Annotated in this window: 17 protein-coding genes; 9 read left to right on the top strand and 8 right to left on the bottom strand. The window is 64.8% G+C overall.

Annotation, left to right across the window (positions count from 1 at the left end):
• Window positions 1-276: 276 nt before the first annotated feature.
• Window positions 277-903, top strand: a complete 627-nt coding sequence (locus tag RFN30_RS12065) for a DUF1062 domain-containing protein (RefSeq protein WP_320262301.1) — start codon at window positions 277-279, stop codon at window positions 901-903.
• A 53-nt stretch (window positions 904-956) separates the two neighbouring features.
• On the opposite strand, the gene typA is transcribed toward RFN30_RS12065, so the two are convergent.
• Complete coding sequence (typA, locus tag RFN30_RS12060) at window positions 957-2,786, bottom strand: translational GTPase TypA (RefSeq protein ID WP_320262300.1); 1,830 nt, start codon at window positions 2,784-2,786, stop codon at window positions 957-959.
• A gap of 212 nt (window positions 2,787-2,998) precedes the next feature.
• Here typA and RFN30_RS12055 point away from each other — a divergent pair, with 212 nt between their 5' ends.
• On the top strand, window positions 2,999-3,268 hold the full coding sequence (locus tag RFN30_RS12055) for a hypothetical protein (RefSeq protein ID WP_320262299.1): 270 nt from the start codon (window positions 2,999-3,001) through the stop codon (window positions 3,266-3,268).
• Between the two features lie 222 nt (window positions 3,269-3,490).
• Here RFN30_RS12055 and RFN30_RS12050 read toward each other — a convergent pair whose 3' ends face one another.
• Both RFN30_RS12050 and RFN30_RS12045 read right to left on the bottom strand, forming a co-directional pair.
• A complete protein-coding gene (locus RFN30_RS12050) occupies window positions 3,491-5,065 on the bottom strand; it encodes an alkaline phosphatase D family protein (RefSeq protein ID WP_320262298.1) in 1,575 nt (524 codons plus the stop codon).
• 263 nt (window positions 5,066-5,328) lie between these two features.
• The gene (locus RFN30_RS12045) at window positions 5,329-6,612 is read right to left on the bottom strand and encodes an MFS transporter (protein ID WP_320262297.1); all 1,284 of its coding nucleotides are present in this window, start codon (window positions 6,610-6,612) and stop codon (window positions 5,329-5,331) included.
• 77 nt (window positions 6,613-6,689) lie between these two features.
• Between RFN30_RS12045 and RFN30_RS12040 the strand changes: the two genes are divergently transcribed.
• Entirely contained in the window at window positions 6,690-7,304 is a 615-nt protein-coding gene (locus RFN30_RS12040) for a TetR/AcrR family transcriptional regulator (RefSeq protein WP_320262296.1), read from the top strand.
• Window positions 7,305-7,347: 43 nt separating this feature from the next.
• A complete protein-coding gene (locus RFN30_RS12035) occupies window positions 7,348-7,938 on the top strand; it encodes a hypothetical protein (RefSeq protein WP_320262295.1) in 591 nt (196 codons plus the stop codon).
• A gap of 61 nt (window positions 7,939-7,999) precedes the next feature.
• Here the strand turns inward: RFN30_RS12035 and ppa are convergent, their stop codons facing one another.
• The 5 genes from ppa to RFN30_RS12010 form a co-directional block, all read right to left on the bottom strand.
• The gene (gene ppa, locus RFN30_RS12030; RefSeq protein WP_320262294.1) at window positions 8,000-8,533 is read right to left on the bottom strand and encodes an inorganic diphosphatase; all 534 of its coding nucleotides are present in this window, start codon (window positions 8,531-8,533) and stop codon (window positions 8,000-8,002) included.
• 152 nt (window positions 8,534-8,685) lie between these two features.
• The gene (locus RFN30_RS12025) at window positions 8,686-9,192 is read right to left on the bottom strand and encodes a GNAT family N-acetyltransferase (protein WP_292418672.1); all 507 of its coding nucleotides are present in this window, start codon (window positions 9,190-9,192) and stop codon (window positions 8,686-8,688) included.
• Window positions 9,193-9,338: 146 nt separating this feature from the next.
• Window positions 9,339-9,977, bottom strand: a complete 639-nt coding sequence (locus RFN30_RS12020) for a TPM domain-containing protein (protein ID WP_320262293.1) — start codon at window positions 9,975-9,977, stop codon at window positions 9,339-9,341.
• Between the two features lie 6 nt (window positions 9,978-9,983).
• Window positions 9,984-10,796 carry a TPM domain-containing protein gene (locus RFN30_RS12015; protein ID WP_430694640.1) on the bottom strand — a complete coding sequence of 271 codons (813 nt, stop codon included), beginning with the start codon at window positions 10,794-10,796 and terminating at the stop codon, window positions 9,984-9,986.
• A gap of 200 nt (window positions 10,797-10,996) precedes the next feature.
• Window positions 10,997-11,641 carry a LemA family protein gene (locus RFN30_RS12010; RefSeq protein ID WP_320262292.1) on the bottom strand — a complete coding sequence of 215 codons (645 nt, stop codon included), beginning with the start codon at window positions 11,639-11,641 and terminating at the stop codon, window positions 10,997-10,999.
• A gap of 154 nt (window positions 11,642-11,795) precedes the next feature.
• Between RFN30_RS12010 and RFN30_RS12005 the strand changes: the two genes are divergently transcribed.
• From RFN30_RS12005 to RFN30_RS11985, 5 genes are all read left to right on the top strand, one after another.
• Window positions 11,796-12,047 carry a hypothetical protein gene (locus RFN30_RS12005; protein WP_320262291.1) on the top strand — a complete coding sequence of 84 codons (252 nt, stop codon included), beginning with the start codon at window positions 11,796-11,798 and terminating at the stop codon, window positions 12,045-12,047.
• Between the two features lie 12 nt (window positions 12,048-12,059).
• On the top strand, window positions 12,060-12,944 hold the full coding sequence (gene pdxY / locus RFN30_RS12000; protein WP_320262290.1) for a pyridoxal kinase PdxY: 885 nt from the start codon (window positions 12,060-12,062) through the stop codon (window positions 12,942-12,944).
• 11 nt (window positions 12,945-12,955) lie between these two features.
• Entirely contained in the window at window positions 12,956-13,705 is a 750-nt protein-coding gene (locus RFN30_RS11995) for a DUF429 domain-containing protein (RefSeq protein ID WP_320262494.1), read from the top strand.
• A 135-nt stretch (window positions 13,706-13,840) separates the two neighbouring features.
• Window positions 13,841-14,482, top strand: a complete 642-nt coding sequence (locus RFN30_RS11990; protein ID WP_320262289.1) for a carbonic anhydrase — start codon at window positions 13,841-13,843, stop codon at window positions 14,480-14,482.
• A 22-nt stretch (window positions 14,483-14,504) separates the two neighbouring features.
• Entirely contained in the window at window positions 14,505-14,921 is a 417-nt protein-coding gene (locus tag RFN30_RS11985) for a nuclear transport factor 2 family protein (protein WP_320262288.1), read from the top strand.
• Window positions 14,922-14,943 lie beyond the last annotated feature (22 nt).

The following is a 14,943-nucleotide window of genomic DNA, read 5'->3' as shown; positions in this document are numbered from 1 at the left end:
CCCGAAGCACCGCAGGCGCAGCTTTGGCGGCACCTGCATCATTTCACGTGTTCTTCAGGCGGCGGTTTCGAGACCGGTTTGGCATTGCTGAATCGCCGTCGCGCGTAATCCGCCGACGCCTGACTTCCAACATCGCAGCCTTTCGCCACGCCGTGCCCGCATGGGCATGATCCCGAAAATTGGTATCCGATTTTTCGGCAAAGATCATGCTCAGACAAAGAGGGCTCTCGGACATCGCCGGCCTGACGGACTTCCCGACGGGAAGGGCTTACCGGCATGTCTGGACTTTTGCGTATCCGCTGGGCGATCGCGCCCGCAATCGCGCCTCGACCTCTCATCAACTGCAATCGTTGCGGCGGAATCAGATCCTATCGATGCAGCGAAAAATTCCGTGTCAACGCCAACGGCAAGCGTATCGACGCCTGGCTGATCTATCGCTGCACAGGGTGCGACAATTCCTGGAATTTCACCATTTTTGAGCGCTGCAATCGTCGCGATATCGAACCGAAGCTGCTGGCGGCGCTCGAAAGCAACGACCCGGCGCTCGCGCGACGTCATGCGTTCGATGCCACCGCACTACGGAGCCGGATCGGACGGATCGAGGAATTTCCCGACGTTGCGGTCCGAAAGGAGCTGCTGGACGGAGGGCCTGATTGCGCCGCCGCGCTTTGGGTCGAGCTGCGGCTCGACGCCGCGACACCCTTGCGGCTTGACGGTCTGCTTGCTGGAGAGCTCGGCATCTCCCGGTCGAGGTTGCAGGCCTGGGATGACCGGCGGTTGCTCGTCGTCGAGCCGGACGGCGCCAGGGCTCTGCGCAGGCCGGCACGCGACGGCATGGCGATCCGCATCGACCTTGGCGGCGAAGCCGATCGCGAAGCCGTCGTCTCGGCCGCGTGCGGCTGAAATGAAAAGGGAGGGAGCACTGCTCCCTCCCTTGATCCTGTTCGCGACAAAACTTACGCGGCGCCCATCACCTTGGCCGCCTTCTCGAAGCGCTTGCGCTCGTTCGGGTCGAGGTAGAGCTTCCTGAGCCGAATGGTCTTCGGCGTCACCTCGACCAGCTCGTCGTCCTGGATCCAAGCCAGCGCCCGCTCCAGCGTCATGCGGACCGGCGGCGTCAGCTTCACCGCCTCGTCCTTGCCGGCGGCGCGAATGTTGGTGAGCTTCTTGCCCTTCAGCACGTTCACTTCGAGGTCGTTGTCCCGGCTATGGATGCCGATGATCATGCCCTGATAGACCTTGACGCCCGGATCGATGATCATCGGGCCGCGGTCTTCCAGGTTCCACATCGCATAGGCGACGGACTCGCCCTGCTCGTTGGAGATCAGCACGCCATTGGTGCGGCCGGGCAATTCGCCCTTATAGGGCTCATAGGCATAAAACAGCCGGTTCATCACGGCGGTGCCGCGCGTGTCGGTCAACAGTTCCGACTGGTAGCCGATCAGGCCGCGCGTCGGCGCGTGGAAGACGAGGCGCTGGCGGTTGCCGCCGGAAGGGCGCAGCTCGACCATCTCGGCCTTGCGCTCCGACATTTTCTGCACGACGACGCCGGCATGCTCTTCGTCGACGTCGATGACAACTTCCTCGACAGGCTCCAGCAATTCGCCGTTCTCGCCCTTCTGCATGACGACGCGCGGGCGCGACACCGCGATCTCGAAGCCTTCGCGGCGCATCGTCTCGATCAGCACCGCAAGCTGCAATTCGCCGCGGCCGGAGACGAAGAAGGAGTCCTTCTCCGCCGATTCCTCGATCTTAAGCGCCACATTGCCTTCGGCCTCGCGCAGCAGGCGGTCGCGTATGACGCGGCTGGTCACCTTGTCGCCCTCGGTGCCGGCGAGCGGGCTGTCGTTGACGAGGAAGGACATGGTCACCGTCGGCGGATCGATCGGCTGCGCGTGCAGCGGCTCGGTCACGCTCGGGTCGCAGAAAGTGTCGGCGACGGTACCCTTCGACAGGCCGGCGATGGCGACGATGTCGCCCGCCTGCGCTTCCTCGATCGGCTGGCGCTCGAGGCCGCGGAAGGCGAGGATCTTCGAGATACGTCCGGTCTCGATCTGGGTGCCGTCATGATGCAGCACCTTGACCGCCTGGTTGGGCTTCAGCGAACCGGACTCGATGCGGCCGGTGATGATGCGGCCGAGGAACGGATTGGCCTCCAGGATAGTGCCGATCATGCGGAACGGACCGGGATGCACCGTCGGCGCCGGCACATGCTTGACGACGAGATCGAACAGCGGCGCCAGGCCCTGGTCCTTCGGACCTTCCGGGTTCTCCGACACCCAGCCGTCGCGGCCGGAACCGTAGAGGATCGGGAAATCGAGCTGCTCGTCGGTGGCGTCGAGCGCGGCGAACAGGTCGAACACCTCGTTGACCACTTCGATGTGGCGGGCGTCCGGGCGGTCGATCTTGTTGATGACGACGATCGGCCGCAGGCCCACCTTGAGCGCCTTGCCGACGACGAACTTGGTCTGCGGCATCGGGCCTTCGGCGGCATCGACGAGCACGATAGCTGAATCCACCATCGACAGGATGCGCTCGACCTCGCCGCCGAAATCGGCGTGTCCGGGCGTGTCGACGATATTGATGCGGGTGCCCTTCCAGTCGACCGAGGTTGCCTTGGCGAGGATGGTGATGCCGCGTTCCTTTTCGAGGTCGTTGGAGTCCATGGCGCGCTCGGCGACGCGCTGGTTGTCACGGAAGGCGCCGGACTGTTTCAGGAGCTGGTCGACGAGCGTGGTTTTCCCATGGTCGACATGCGCGATGATCGCGATATTGCGGAGGTTCATTGTCTGGTCTCGGGAGCGTTGCAGGCAGCAGGCCCAAAAGCGCCGCCTTTTTCGGTTGCGCGGCTCATACAAGGTTTTTCGCAATTGCGAAAGGGGAGGCCCCACCCCAAATACATGGTCACTGATTCTTAAACGTCTTGGTGTGAAATGATTCCGTTAACCAAGGCGGAACCTTTGAGGGGCCGGGCAGTTCGATGTTCATGACCGATCAGATGTCCAGATTGCGTCCGGTTTTAGCGTGGGCAGCGCTTGGCGTGCTGCTTGCGGCCGGTGTGGCGCAGTCGGCGACGGCGCTGAGAGAAGCTGACCCGATCTCGCCGCCTGACGCCAAAACCGCGCAGCAGATGTTCGCCGACGCCCCTGACGGTGTCGACCCGATCGTCACCGGCCCGATCAGCGCCGCCTTCAAGCAGCGGCAGAAGGCGGCCAATTGCGACAGCGCCGTCTGGCCGAATATTCCCGCGGTTTGCTACCCGGATTGACGCCCTGCAGTCTTAGGAACGCGGCAAACGTAGCGATCCTTCCCACCCCCCTCTGGCCTGCCGGCCATCTCCCCCGCAAGGGGGGAGATCAGATGTCGCGTCGCCTTTCGCCAATCTCAAACGTCAAAAAGGGGCGCCAAGGCAGAAGCAGCCAATCTCCCCCCTTGCGGGGGAGATGTCCGGCAGGACAGAGGGGGGTGCTGTCCCGCCGACTTATCCAGATTACGCCGACCGCACCGGATCGAGCGTCACCTTGTAGAGTTCGTTGTCGTCGCGATCCATCAACCGCACGGTGAGCTGCTCGGTGGCGCCGGAAATATCGACCAGCCCGAAGAACTGCAGCCCGGCCGAAGGCGGCAGGTTCTGGCCCTGCTCGGCGGTCGGCGCCTTGATGAACTTCAGCTCCGGGCCGAACGTCATGTCGAAAGCGTTCGGACCGAAGGTGCCGGCGTGGATCGGGCCGGAGACGAATTCCCAGAACGGATTGAAATCCTGGAACTGCGCCTTGTCGGGGTTGTAGTAGTGCGCCGCCGTGTAGTGGACGTCGGCTGTGAGCCAAACCGTGTTGGTGATGCCGGCGTTCTTGATGTAGCGCAGCAGATCGGCGAATTCGAGCTCGCGGCCCTTCGGCGCGCCATTGTCGCCATTGCTGACCGCCTCGGCGCCGGCCTTCTTGGCCGCGTCGTCCCAGACGACGAGGCCGAGCGGCATGTCGGCGGCGATGATCTTCCAGGTCGCCTTGGAATTCGCCAGTTCCCGCTTCAGCCACTTGGTCTGCTGCTCGCCGAGCATGCGCGACTTCGGCGTCAGCGCCTCTTCCATGTCCGGGCCGTTCGGGCCGCGATAGGAGCGCATGTCGAGGAAGAAGACGTCGAGCAGCGGCCCGTGAGCGATCTTGCGGTAGACGCGGCCCGGCTCCGACGGCTCGTAACGGATCGTCGTCATCTCATGGAAGGCGCGCGCCGCGCGGGCCGCCAGAACGTGGATCGACTTTTCCTTGTAACGGTCGTCCGCGCTCAGATTCTTCGAATCCGACCAGTTGTTCAGCACCTCGTGGTCGTCCCACTGGTAGAAGGTCGGGCAGATGGCGCTAAGCGCGAGCACATGCTTGTCCATCATGTTGTATTTCCACTGGTCGCGGTACTCGTCCAGTGTCTCGGCGACCTTGCGCTTGCCGTCGATCATGACGACGTTCTTCCACTTGCCGCCGCCGGGCAGGTCGACCTCGTCCTTCATGGCGCCATCGGCATAGATCGTGTCGCCGGAATGGAGGAAGAAGTCCGGCGTGTGCCTGGCGATGGTGGAGTAGGTCTTCATGCCGGTCTCGTCGATGCCCCAGCCCTGGCCGGCGGTGTCGCCAGACCAGGCGAAGCGCACGTCGCGCTTCGAGGCCGGCGCGGTGCGGAAACGGCCGACGATCGGCTCGGAGACGGCGTTGATGTCGGAAAGATCGGCAGCGGTCATGCGGTAGAAGATGTCCTGGTCGGCGGCGAGGTCGGTGAGCAGCCGCTTTACCGTGTAGTCGCTGGCGGGCGAGGTATCGAGCGGCGCGAGCTTGACCGCATCGGCGAAGCTTTCCGTCGTCGACACTTCATACATCACGCGCGCCGGGCGGTCGGTGCGGGTCCAGACCATGCCGGAAGTGGCGTCGACATCGCCGGACTGGACGCCATGGGTGAAGGCCGGGCGCTGACTTGCGCGGGAATAGTAGGGCAGCGCGAGACCGGAGGCGCCGACAAGGCCAAAGGCGCTGGCTGAGGTGACGAAAGCGCGGCGGGTCAACGAGAGCTTGTTCATGGCTGTCTCCGGGATGGCGTGGAACGAGACCGCCAAGCTCTCGCCTCAATGTTTCAGGCGCATATCGGAACCATGAAGTTTTGATAACAGTGAACAGATGATCTCCCCCCTCGAGGGGGAGATGTCGCCTTAGGCGACAGAGGGGGTCGTCTCGCGTGGAGCGCCAACCCTCTTCGCCTGTGGTAAGGGGTCCAGCCCGGTCGGACCGACCCCCTCTGGCCGCTATGCGGCCATCTCCCCCTCAAGGGGGGAGATCAGCGCTCTCAAGCCGCCTGCGGCTCCGGCTCGAAAGCCGGCTTGCTGGTGTTGATCAGCAGCGAGATACAGGCCGCGGCGATGCCGGTCATGCCCGCGATGAGGAAGGCGAGCTCGTAATTGCCCTGCAGCTCGCGCATCGTACCGCCGAAGGCAGCAGCCGCTGCCGCGCCCACCTGGTGGCCGGCGACGATCCAGCCAAAGACGATCGGCCCGCTGCGGTCGCCGAAGGCTTCATTGGCAAGCCTCAGCGTCGGCGGCACGGTGGCGATCCAGTCGAGCCCGTAGAGCACGGCGAAGATGATCAGGCTGACCGCCGAGAAGCCGGAATAAGGCAGGTAGATCAGCGACAGGCCGCGCACGGCATAGTAGACGCCGAGCAGCTTGCGCGGATCGAAGCGGTCGGTGAGCCAGCCGGACAACGTCGTGCCGATCAGGTCGAAGATGCCCATCATCGACAAGAGGCCGGCCGCCTGCACCTCGCCGATGCCCATGTCGCCGCAGAAGGCGATGAGATGCGTGCCGACGAGGCCGTTGGTGGTGAAGCCGCAGACGAAGAAGGTCGCGAACAGATACCAGAACACCCTGGTGCCCGCGGCACGGCGCAGCGTGGAGAGCGTATGCGCCAGGAAATTGCCCTGCGCGGCCGGCGACACCGGCGGCATGTCGCCGGCATCGGCGCCATAACGCACCTGGCCAATAGAAGCCGGGCGCTCCGGCACCAGCAGAAAGACCAGCGGCACGAGAGCAGCGGTGGCAATGGCGATGGCAATGGCAACCGGCTTCCAACCTCCCGACTGGGCCAGCGAGGCGAGCAGCGGCAGGAACACCAGCAGGCCGGTCGCGCTGGAGGCGGACATCAATCCCATCACCAGGCCGCGATTGGTCTTGAACCAGCGATTGACGATGGTGGCGCCGAGCACAGTCGCGACCGCGCCCGAACCGATGCCGGAAAACACTCCCCACGTGATCAGCAGATGCCACGGCTTGGTCATCAGCAGGCTGAGCGCGGTGGAGCCAGACATGATAAGCAGCGCGGCAAGCAGCGTGCGGCGTAGCCCGATCCGCTCCATCAACGCCGCGGCAAACGGCCCGGTCAAGCCATAAAGGAAGATGCCGATCGCGGCAGCCAGCGAGACGATATCGCGCCGCCAGCCGAAGCTCTCTTCCAGAGGCAGCATCATGACCGACGGGGCCGAACGAAGCCCGGCCGCGATCAAAAGACAAAGAAAGATGACGGCGACAACGACGAAGGCGTAGCGCTGGCCAAACGGACGGGGCTGAGTTATCATGTTACTGACCGGTACGTTGCAATGGGGTGGCGCCATACATACGTACCGGTCAGTAACATTGTCAAGCGAGTTGATGAATGTCATCGGACAATAAAATTGAAGCGTCGATAAACGAGACGCCCGCCGCCCCGCCCAAGGCCGCCGACAAGATCCTCGACGTGGCGCGCGACCTGTTCTATCGCGAGGGCATCCGGGCGATCGGCGTCGACGAGATCGTCAAGCGTGCCGGCGTCACCAAGCCCAGCCTTTACCGCACCTTCCCGTCGAAGGACGAGCTCGCCGCTTCCTATCTGCGCAAGTACGACCTCGAATTCTGGGAACGGTTCGACGAAGCCGTCGATGCGCATCCGGGCGATCCGCGCGCACAGATCATCGCTTTCCTGACCCGGGTCGGCAAACGCACGCAGAAGCCGGACTATCGCGGCTGCGGCATGACCAATGCCGCGGTCGAATATCCCGAGCACGGCCATCCGGCGCGCGTCGTCAGCGAGAACAACAAGCAGGAATTGCGCCGGCGCCTGCGCGCCATGGCGGTGGCCATGGGGGCGAGCGATGCCGACACGCTCGGCGACGGGCTGCTGCTCCTGATCGAGGGCGCCTATATCAGCGGCCAATTGTTCGGCCTCGGCGGACCGGCGGCATCGGTCGCCCGAAACGCCGACCTGCTGATCGAAGCCAGCTTGAAGAAATAAGGATTGGCTATACGCTTCGGCAGCTCGAACGGAGTTGTCAGCCATGCGTGCGCTTCTGATCCCGCTTGCCTTCGCCGGTCTCTGCCAGGCTGCCCAGGCCGGCGATATCTCCAGCGCCTATACCGATCTCGATTGGAAGAAGGAATGCGTCACCTACGCCCAGTCCGAGGAAGGCGACGGCGACTGGGCGAGCCTCGCCTGCGCCGGCTATCGCGGTTACCCGGTGCTGATCGGCTACGACGATGCCCGCGAATCCGTCTATTACGGCTTTCCCTCCGACGACATGACCGCTGTGTGGGAGAGCTTCTCCGGGCTCAACACCGCGGGCCCGAAGGTCGAGTGGCGCATCGAGACCAACGGCGACAAGGCGGTGCCCTTCGCCGTCATTCATCGCCGCGAGATCAGCAATCCCGAAGACGAGAACAAGCCGACCGAGGTGCTGGTCGTCGCCAAGGTCGCGCAGCCGGAGGAGCATGAAGGCTGCACCGTCGGCCTGGTGCTTGCCACCGGCAACCCCCAGGCCAACGACCAGGCACGCAAGCTCGCCGACGAAAAGGCGAAAGGTTTTGCCTGCGGCAAGGACAAGCGCGAAGTGATCGGAAACGTGCCGGACTTCGGCCGGGTGGATAACTAGAGCTTGATCCCAAAAAGTGGGAACCGGTTTTTGGGCAAGATCAAGCTCAAAACAAAATAGCCTACTTGCTGGCCTTCGCCCGCGCGATCGCGTCGACGATCATCTTCTTGGCATATTTGGAATCGTGCCAGCCCTCGATCTTGACCCATTTGCCGGGCTCGAGATCCTTGTAGTGCTCGAAGAAGTGCTGCACCTGCTGGCGGGTGATCTCGGGCAGGTGGGTGTATTCGGTGACGTTCTCGTAGCGCAGCGTCAGCTTCGGCGACGGCACCGCGATCACCTTCTCGTCCTGGCCGGCATTGTCTTCCATGATCAAGACGCCGATCGGCCGCACATTGATGACGCAGCCCGGCACCAACGCGCGCGTGTTGCAGACCAGCACGTCGATCGGGTCGCCGTCGCCCGACAGCGTGTGCGGCACGAAGCCGTAATTGCCGGGATAACGCATCGAGGTGTGCAGGAAGCGGTCGACGAACAGCGTGCCGGCCTCCTTGTCCATCTCGTACTTGATCGGCTCGCCGCCGATCGGCACCTCTATGATGACGTTGACGTCGTCGGGCGGGTTCTTCCCGGTGGGCACGGCTTCGATACGCATGGCTCAAATCCCTCTCGCGATTCTGGAGATCGATAGCGGGCGACGCGCCATGGTGCAATGCGGCGAATGGTGCTGAACGCTGATGGAAGCGCACAGTTTGTGATGGCATGTAACCTGATGCGTGTCGCGCGATGCGCTTTAGGCGGTGCCCGTCATTCCCAGACGAAAGCCACCTTCTTCAGCGCCTTCTGCTCGAAGACTTCGACCCCTTCGGCGATATCCCTGCCGCCATTGCCGGCATAGAAGGCCAAAGCGTTGTAATTGTCTTCCAGCGCCCACACCACCAAGCCTCTGAGGCCGTGGTCGGCCAGACGCGTGCGCGCCGCCTTGAACAACCGGCTGCCAAGCCCGATGCCCTGATATTCCGGGCGCAGGTAAAGCTCGTAGATCTCGCCCTGCTGCCTCAGTTCCTTGGCGCGGTTCTTGCCGATCGTGGCATAGCCGGCGATCGTGCCGCCGATCTCGACCACCAGCACGGTGGCCGCGCGGCGAATCGCGTTCGCCCACCAGTCGGGGCCGCGGCGATTGATCATGGCCGTCAGCGTGCGGTGCGGGATGATGCCGGAATAGGCGCCGCGCCACGCCTCCTGATGCACTTCGGCGATGGCGATTGCATCGCGAGGGTCGGCTTTCCGGATGTCGATCGTCAGCGTGTTCATGATTTGTTAACCATAGACCCGCTTCGCCCGCTTGCAAAGAGTCCGCTCTGTCGCGCCCGTGCTTTCGCACAGGCGAACTTGGCATTCATCGGAAGTGCAGAAAACCGCGTCAGGCGTCCGGCAGGATAGCGTTTACAGGCCGGCTCTCAGATTTCGACGAGGTGGTCGTCCAGCTCGTTGGTGTCGCCTTCGGTCACGGGGAAATGATCGGCGAGCACCGCGCCGACTGATTCGATCGCCTTGACGAAACCGTCGGCGAGACGGTCGTCGCCGGCGTGCCGCGTGAGCTCCCGCACCACGTCGTCCCAGACATGCTGGCCGACCTTGGCATTGATGCCGCTGTCGGCGACCACCTCTGCGTAGCGCTCGGCGATCGAGACGAAGATCAGCACGCCGGTGCGCGCGCTCGTGCGGTGGACGTTGCGGGCGAGGAACTGCTTCATCGCATTGGCATGCGCCGCCTGGTAGCGCAGCCGCCTCGGCACGAGATGGATGCGCCAGCCGGGCAGCGCCCATAGAAGCGCGAGCATGCAGCCCAGCGCCAGAAGCTGGGCAAGCACGAAATGCGGCAGGCGCATGGTCAGCCACCAGGCTTCCAGCCCGTAGGCGACCGCAAGGCTGACGATGAGTGTGGCTAAAGCCGCAGCGAACGCGGCCGGGAAGAAATAGCTGTCGCTGGATTGCGCCACGACGCAATAGATCTCGCCGTCGGTCCTGGCCTCGGCGGCGCGGATCGCATCGGCGATGCGGTCATGGTCCTGAGGGCTGATCGGTCGCGTTGCCATGGTCCCTCACCAGCTTCCCGAGGAGCCGCCGCCGCCCGACGAGCCACCGCCGCCGGAAAACCCGCCGCCACCGCCCCCACCGGAGGACCAGCCGCCGCCGCCCGACGACCAGCCGCCGCCGCTGGAGGACGACCGTCGTCCCGGCTCGAAGGTCATGCCGAGCCAGCGATAGCGGCCGGGCCCGATCTTCTGGCCGAAGATCGGCGGCAGCACGGTCAGCGCGATGCTGCCGAAGAAGATCAGCGCCCAGATGGTGATGAAGACGGCGAAGAACAGGTCGTCGGAGTTGAACGGCGCCTGCTCGTTGCGCTTGCCGCGCGCCTCCAGCTCCTCCGGATTGCCCTCCAGCACCATGATCATGTCGTCGACGGCCTTGCTGATGCCGCCGGAGAAGTCGCCGGCGCGGAAGGCCGGCACCATGTCGTTTTCGATGATCAGCTTGGTGTGCAGGTCGGTCAGCGTGCCTTCCAGCCCATAGCCGACTTCGATGCGCATCTTGCGGTCGTTGGGCGCGACCAGCAGCAGAACGCCGTTGTTCTCCTTGGCCTGGCCAAGCTTCCAGAACCGGAACAGCCGGTTGGCGTAAGGCTCGATCTCCTCGCCGCCGAGGCTGGGAATGGTGGCGACGACGATCTGGTCGGAGCCCTTCTTCTCGAAATCGGCGAGTTTTTGCGTCAGCGCCGCGCGCGTGCCAGCATCGATGATGCCGGCATTGTCGACCACCCGGCCGGTGAGAGCCGGGAGATCGGCGGCGAGGGCTGCAAGGGGGAGGAGGAGGAAGATGGTCAGCAAAACGCCGATGAAGGCACTCCGTCCCACCCCCCTCTGGCCTGCCGGCCATCTCCCCCGCAGGGGGGGAGATTGACAGCTTCGCCGCTGGCCACCTCCTTCAAACGCCGAAAATTGGCGAAAGAACAGATGACGGCCGATCTCCCCCCTTGCGGGGGAGATGTCCGGCAGGACAGAGGGGGGCGCGAAGGAACGCAACGTTGAAAGCTCGATCAATTCACCCGAGGCGCTCACCCGCCCTGCTTGGTGCTCGTGCCGAAATCCACCTTCGGCACCTGCATCTTGTCTTCCTCGACGGTGAAGTTGGCGAACGGCTCGTTGCCGCGGAACCATAAGGTCGCCCACAGCACCGACGGGAAGGTTTTCAGCGTCAGATTGTAATCCCTGACCGCCTGGATGTAGTCGCGGCGGGCGACTGCGATGCGGTTCTCGGTGCCTTCGAGCTGCGCCTGGAGCGCCAGGAAATTCTGGTTGGCCTTGAGGTCGGGATAATTCTCCGACACGGCGATCAGCCGCGACAGCGCGCCCGTCAGCCCGGCCTGGGCATCCTGGAACTTCTTCAGCGCTTCCGGATCCTTCAGCGTGTCCGGCGTCACCGTGATCTGCGTTGCCTTGGCGCGCGCCTGAACCACCGCGTCGAGCGTGTCCTTCTCATGCGAGGCATAGCCCTTCACGGTCTCGACCAGGTTGGGGATCAGGTCGGCGCGGCGTTGATACTGGTTGAGCACCTCACTCCAGGCCGCCCTGGCGTTCTCCTCCGCCGTCGGGATGGTGTTGTAACCGCAGCCGGCAAGCAGCGGCAGCACGAAAGCCATCATCAGCAAGGCGGGCAGATTGCGGAAAGCGAAGGGTAGGAAAAGGCGCTCTGCGAACATGATTGGTCCCCTCGGGTCAAAGTTGCATGCGAAGCATTACCACAATCCGTGCGCAAGAAAATGACCCGGTCATGGCGACGCTCCGGTCCGGCCGCTCGCCCCTGTGAATACGCGCGCGAACAGGCTAAGCTCCCTGCCGGAAAGGACATTTGCCATGGCCGAGCGCCGGGACGACGAGAACGAATCGCGCCGCATCCTCGAGCGCGTCGCGCGCGAGACGGCGCCGGGCGGCGCATCGTTCGTCGCCCGCGCCGCGAAGGACGCGCGCGACCACATGACCGCGGCGGACGCCGACCGTTCCGATCCGATCGAAGTTTGGGGCACCCGCATTGGCCGAACGCTCGGCCTCATCATCGCCATTGGGCTGTTGGCCTGGCTGGTGTATGTCGCCACGCAGGGTGGCTAGGAACCGAATTCCATGAATGCAGAGAATACCGACGCGCCGCGCGCGGTCATCGTCATCTCCAGCCATGTCGCACGCGGTTCGGTCGGCAACCGCGCCGCGGTCTTCGCCCTGGAGACGCTGGGCTTTCCGGTCTGGGCGGTGCCGACCGTCATCCTGCCCTGGCATCCCGGCCACAGCCGCGCCACGCGCATCGTGCCGCCGCTCGACCAGTTCAAGGCGCTGCTGGCCGATCTCGAGCGCGCGCCATGGCTTGGCGAGGTCAGGGCCGTGCTGTCGGGCTATCTCGGCGAGGCCGGCCAGGCCGAGGCCGTCGCCTCGCTGGTCGCCGCCGTCAAGGCCAAGACCCCGGGCGCCCTCTATGTCTGCGACCCGGTGATGGGCGATTCCGGCGGGCTCTACGTGCCGGAGTCGACGGCCGTCGCCCTGCGCGACAGGCTGATGCCGATCGCCGACATCGCCACGCCCAACCGCTATGAGCTCGAATGGATGGCCGGCGCGCCGCTGCCGGACATCAAGGCGGTGACGGCGGCCGCCCTTCACGCCGGTCCCTCCACCATGCTGGTCACCTCGGCGCCGTCGATGCTGACGGGAGGCACCGGCAATTTCCTGCTCGACGGCAGCCAGGCGCTGCTTGCCGAGCACCGGGTGATCGAGAAGCCGCCGAACGGGCTGGGCGACCTGACCGCCGCCGTCTATCTCGCCCGCGTCCTGTCCGGCCAGCCGCCGGCAAAGGCGCTGCAGTCGACCACGGCCGCCGTCTACGAGATCCTGGCGCGCACCGCCAAACGCGGCGGCGACGAGTTGCAGCTCGAGACAGACGCGCAGAGCCTGTCGCATCCGATGGCCATGGTGCAGCTGCGCCATCTCCTCCATCCCGGGCGGGACAAGCGGGCGTGACGCCCGGCGGCATGCTGGCAGGCGTCGACGGCTGCAAGGCCGGCTGGATCGCCGTCCATCGCGAAGCCGGCGCCGCGCCATCGGTCTCGGTCTTCCCAAGCTTCCAGGCGCTGCTCGACGCCCTGCCCGGTGCCACGGTTGCCGTCGACATGCCGATCGGCCTGCCGGATTTGTCGAGCCGCGGCGGACGCGGACCGGAAGCGCTGGTGCGGCCGCTGCTGGGAGCCAGGCAATCGAGCGTCTTTGCCATCCCCTCGCGCGCCGCCCTCTACGCCGAGACCGCAGACTTCACCACCATCGAGGCCTGGTACGCCGCGCATCGGCGGGCGAGCGAAGTGGCGATGGCGACCTCCGATCCGCCGCGCGGCGTTTCCATCCAGGCGTTCGGCATCTTTTCGAAGATTCGCGAGATCGACGCGCTTTTGATCGCGCGACTCGAAATGCGCGGCCGCGTCTTCGAATCGCACCCGGAAGTCGCCTTCTGCCGGCTGAACGGCGGCACGGCGATGGCGCTGCCCAAGAAAATCAAAGGCGCCGTCAACCCGGCCGGCATGGAGGAGCGCAAGGCGCTGCTTTGCCGGCATGGTTACGAGAAGAGCTTTCTCGACCAGCCGCCGCCGAGGGGCGCCGCCAGCGACGACTTCCTCGACGCGGCGGCCATGTTGCTGATCGCCGGGCGCATCGCTAGCGGCGAGGCACGGCCCTCGCCCGATCCGCCGCTGGTCGACCGCTTCGGCATTCAGGTCGCGATTTGGGCCTAGCCGAGCCTGCCTGAGGCATGCGTTTGCGACGCAGCCATCCGCAATTCGGCATTGCCCGCGACCGGCTTTTGCCGTTAGAGCCTTTTTCGATCGCAACGAGCTGCCGTCTCCAACCCGGAAAGGCTCCAGCCGCCCATGCCTCACCTCCCCGAGCATCTGCTGACCGGCTATCGCAACTTCATGAGCGGCCGCTATCCCGCCGAAAGCGGGCGCTACCGCTCGCTGGCGCTTGAGGGCCAGGCGCCCGAGACGATGATCGTCGCCTGCTGCGATTCCCGCTCGGCGCCGGAGGCGATTTTCGACGCCGGTCCCGGCGAACTCTTCGTGTTGCGCAATGTCGGCAATCTGGTGCCACCCTACGAGCCGGACGGCGAATACCATTCGACCTCGGCCGCGCTCGAATTCGCCGTGCAGAGCCTGAAGGTCAAGAACATCGTGGTGATGGGCCATGGGCGCTGCGGCGGTATCCGCGCCGCGCTCGACACCAATTTCGCGCCGCTCTCGCCCGGCGACTTCATCGGCAAATGGATGAGCCTGATCGCGCCCGCCGCCGAGACGGTCGCCGCAAGCACGATGATGACGGCGACGGAGCGGCAGACCGCGCTGGAACGCATCTCGATCCGCTATTCGATCGCCAATCTCAGGACTTTCCCCTGCGTCTCGATCCTCGAGGGCAAGGGCAAGCTCACGCTGCACGGCGCCTGGTTCGACATCTCGACCGGCGAGCTCTGGGTGATGAACAAGGAGACCGGCGATTTCGAGCGGCCGGAGCTGTAACGCCGGAGCCAGGAAGAGGCTGATGGACCGGATCTGGCGGAGGTTCTTCCTTACGGCGGCGCTGCTGCTGTCCGCGATCGTCCGCGCCAATGCCGATGACGGCGCCGTCATCGACCGCTGGTACTCGGCGCTGCTCGTCGCCGATCGCACCGAACTGTCGGAACTGCTCGCCGACGACGTGCGCATGAAGCTCGACGATATCGGCGTCGTCCAGGACAAGCAGGAATTCCTCGCCTCGATCGACGAATGGCAGGGCGCCGTCGCCGGCGCCACCATCCGCCATCGTATCGAGAAGAGCGAGAACGGCGAGACCACGGTGCTCGCCTGCTACGACTTCCCCGAAAACGACACGCTGATGCGTGAAACCTTCACCGTCGTCGGCGGCCGCATCACCGCCAGCACCCAGACGGCGATCGCGCAGGACTGCAGCGACTACTGATCCTGCTGTTGCGCGGCGCCGG

Source organism: Mesorhizobium dulcispinae (assembly GCF_033977345.1).
Taxonomy (GTDB): domain Bacteria; phylum Pseudomonadota; class Alphaproteobacteria; order Rhizobiales; family Rhizobiaceae; genus Mesorhizobium; species Mesorhizobium dulcispinae.
The sequence above is the reverse complement of the archived record's forward strand: the minus strand, read 5'-3'. Positions and strand labels throughout refer to the sequence as shown.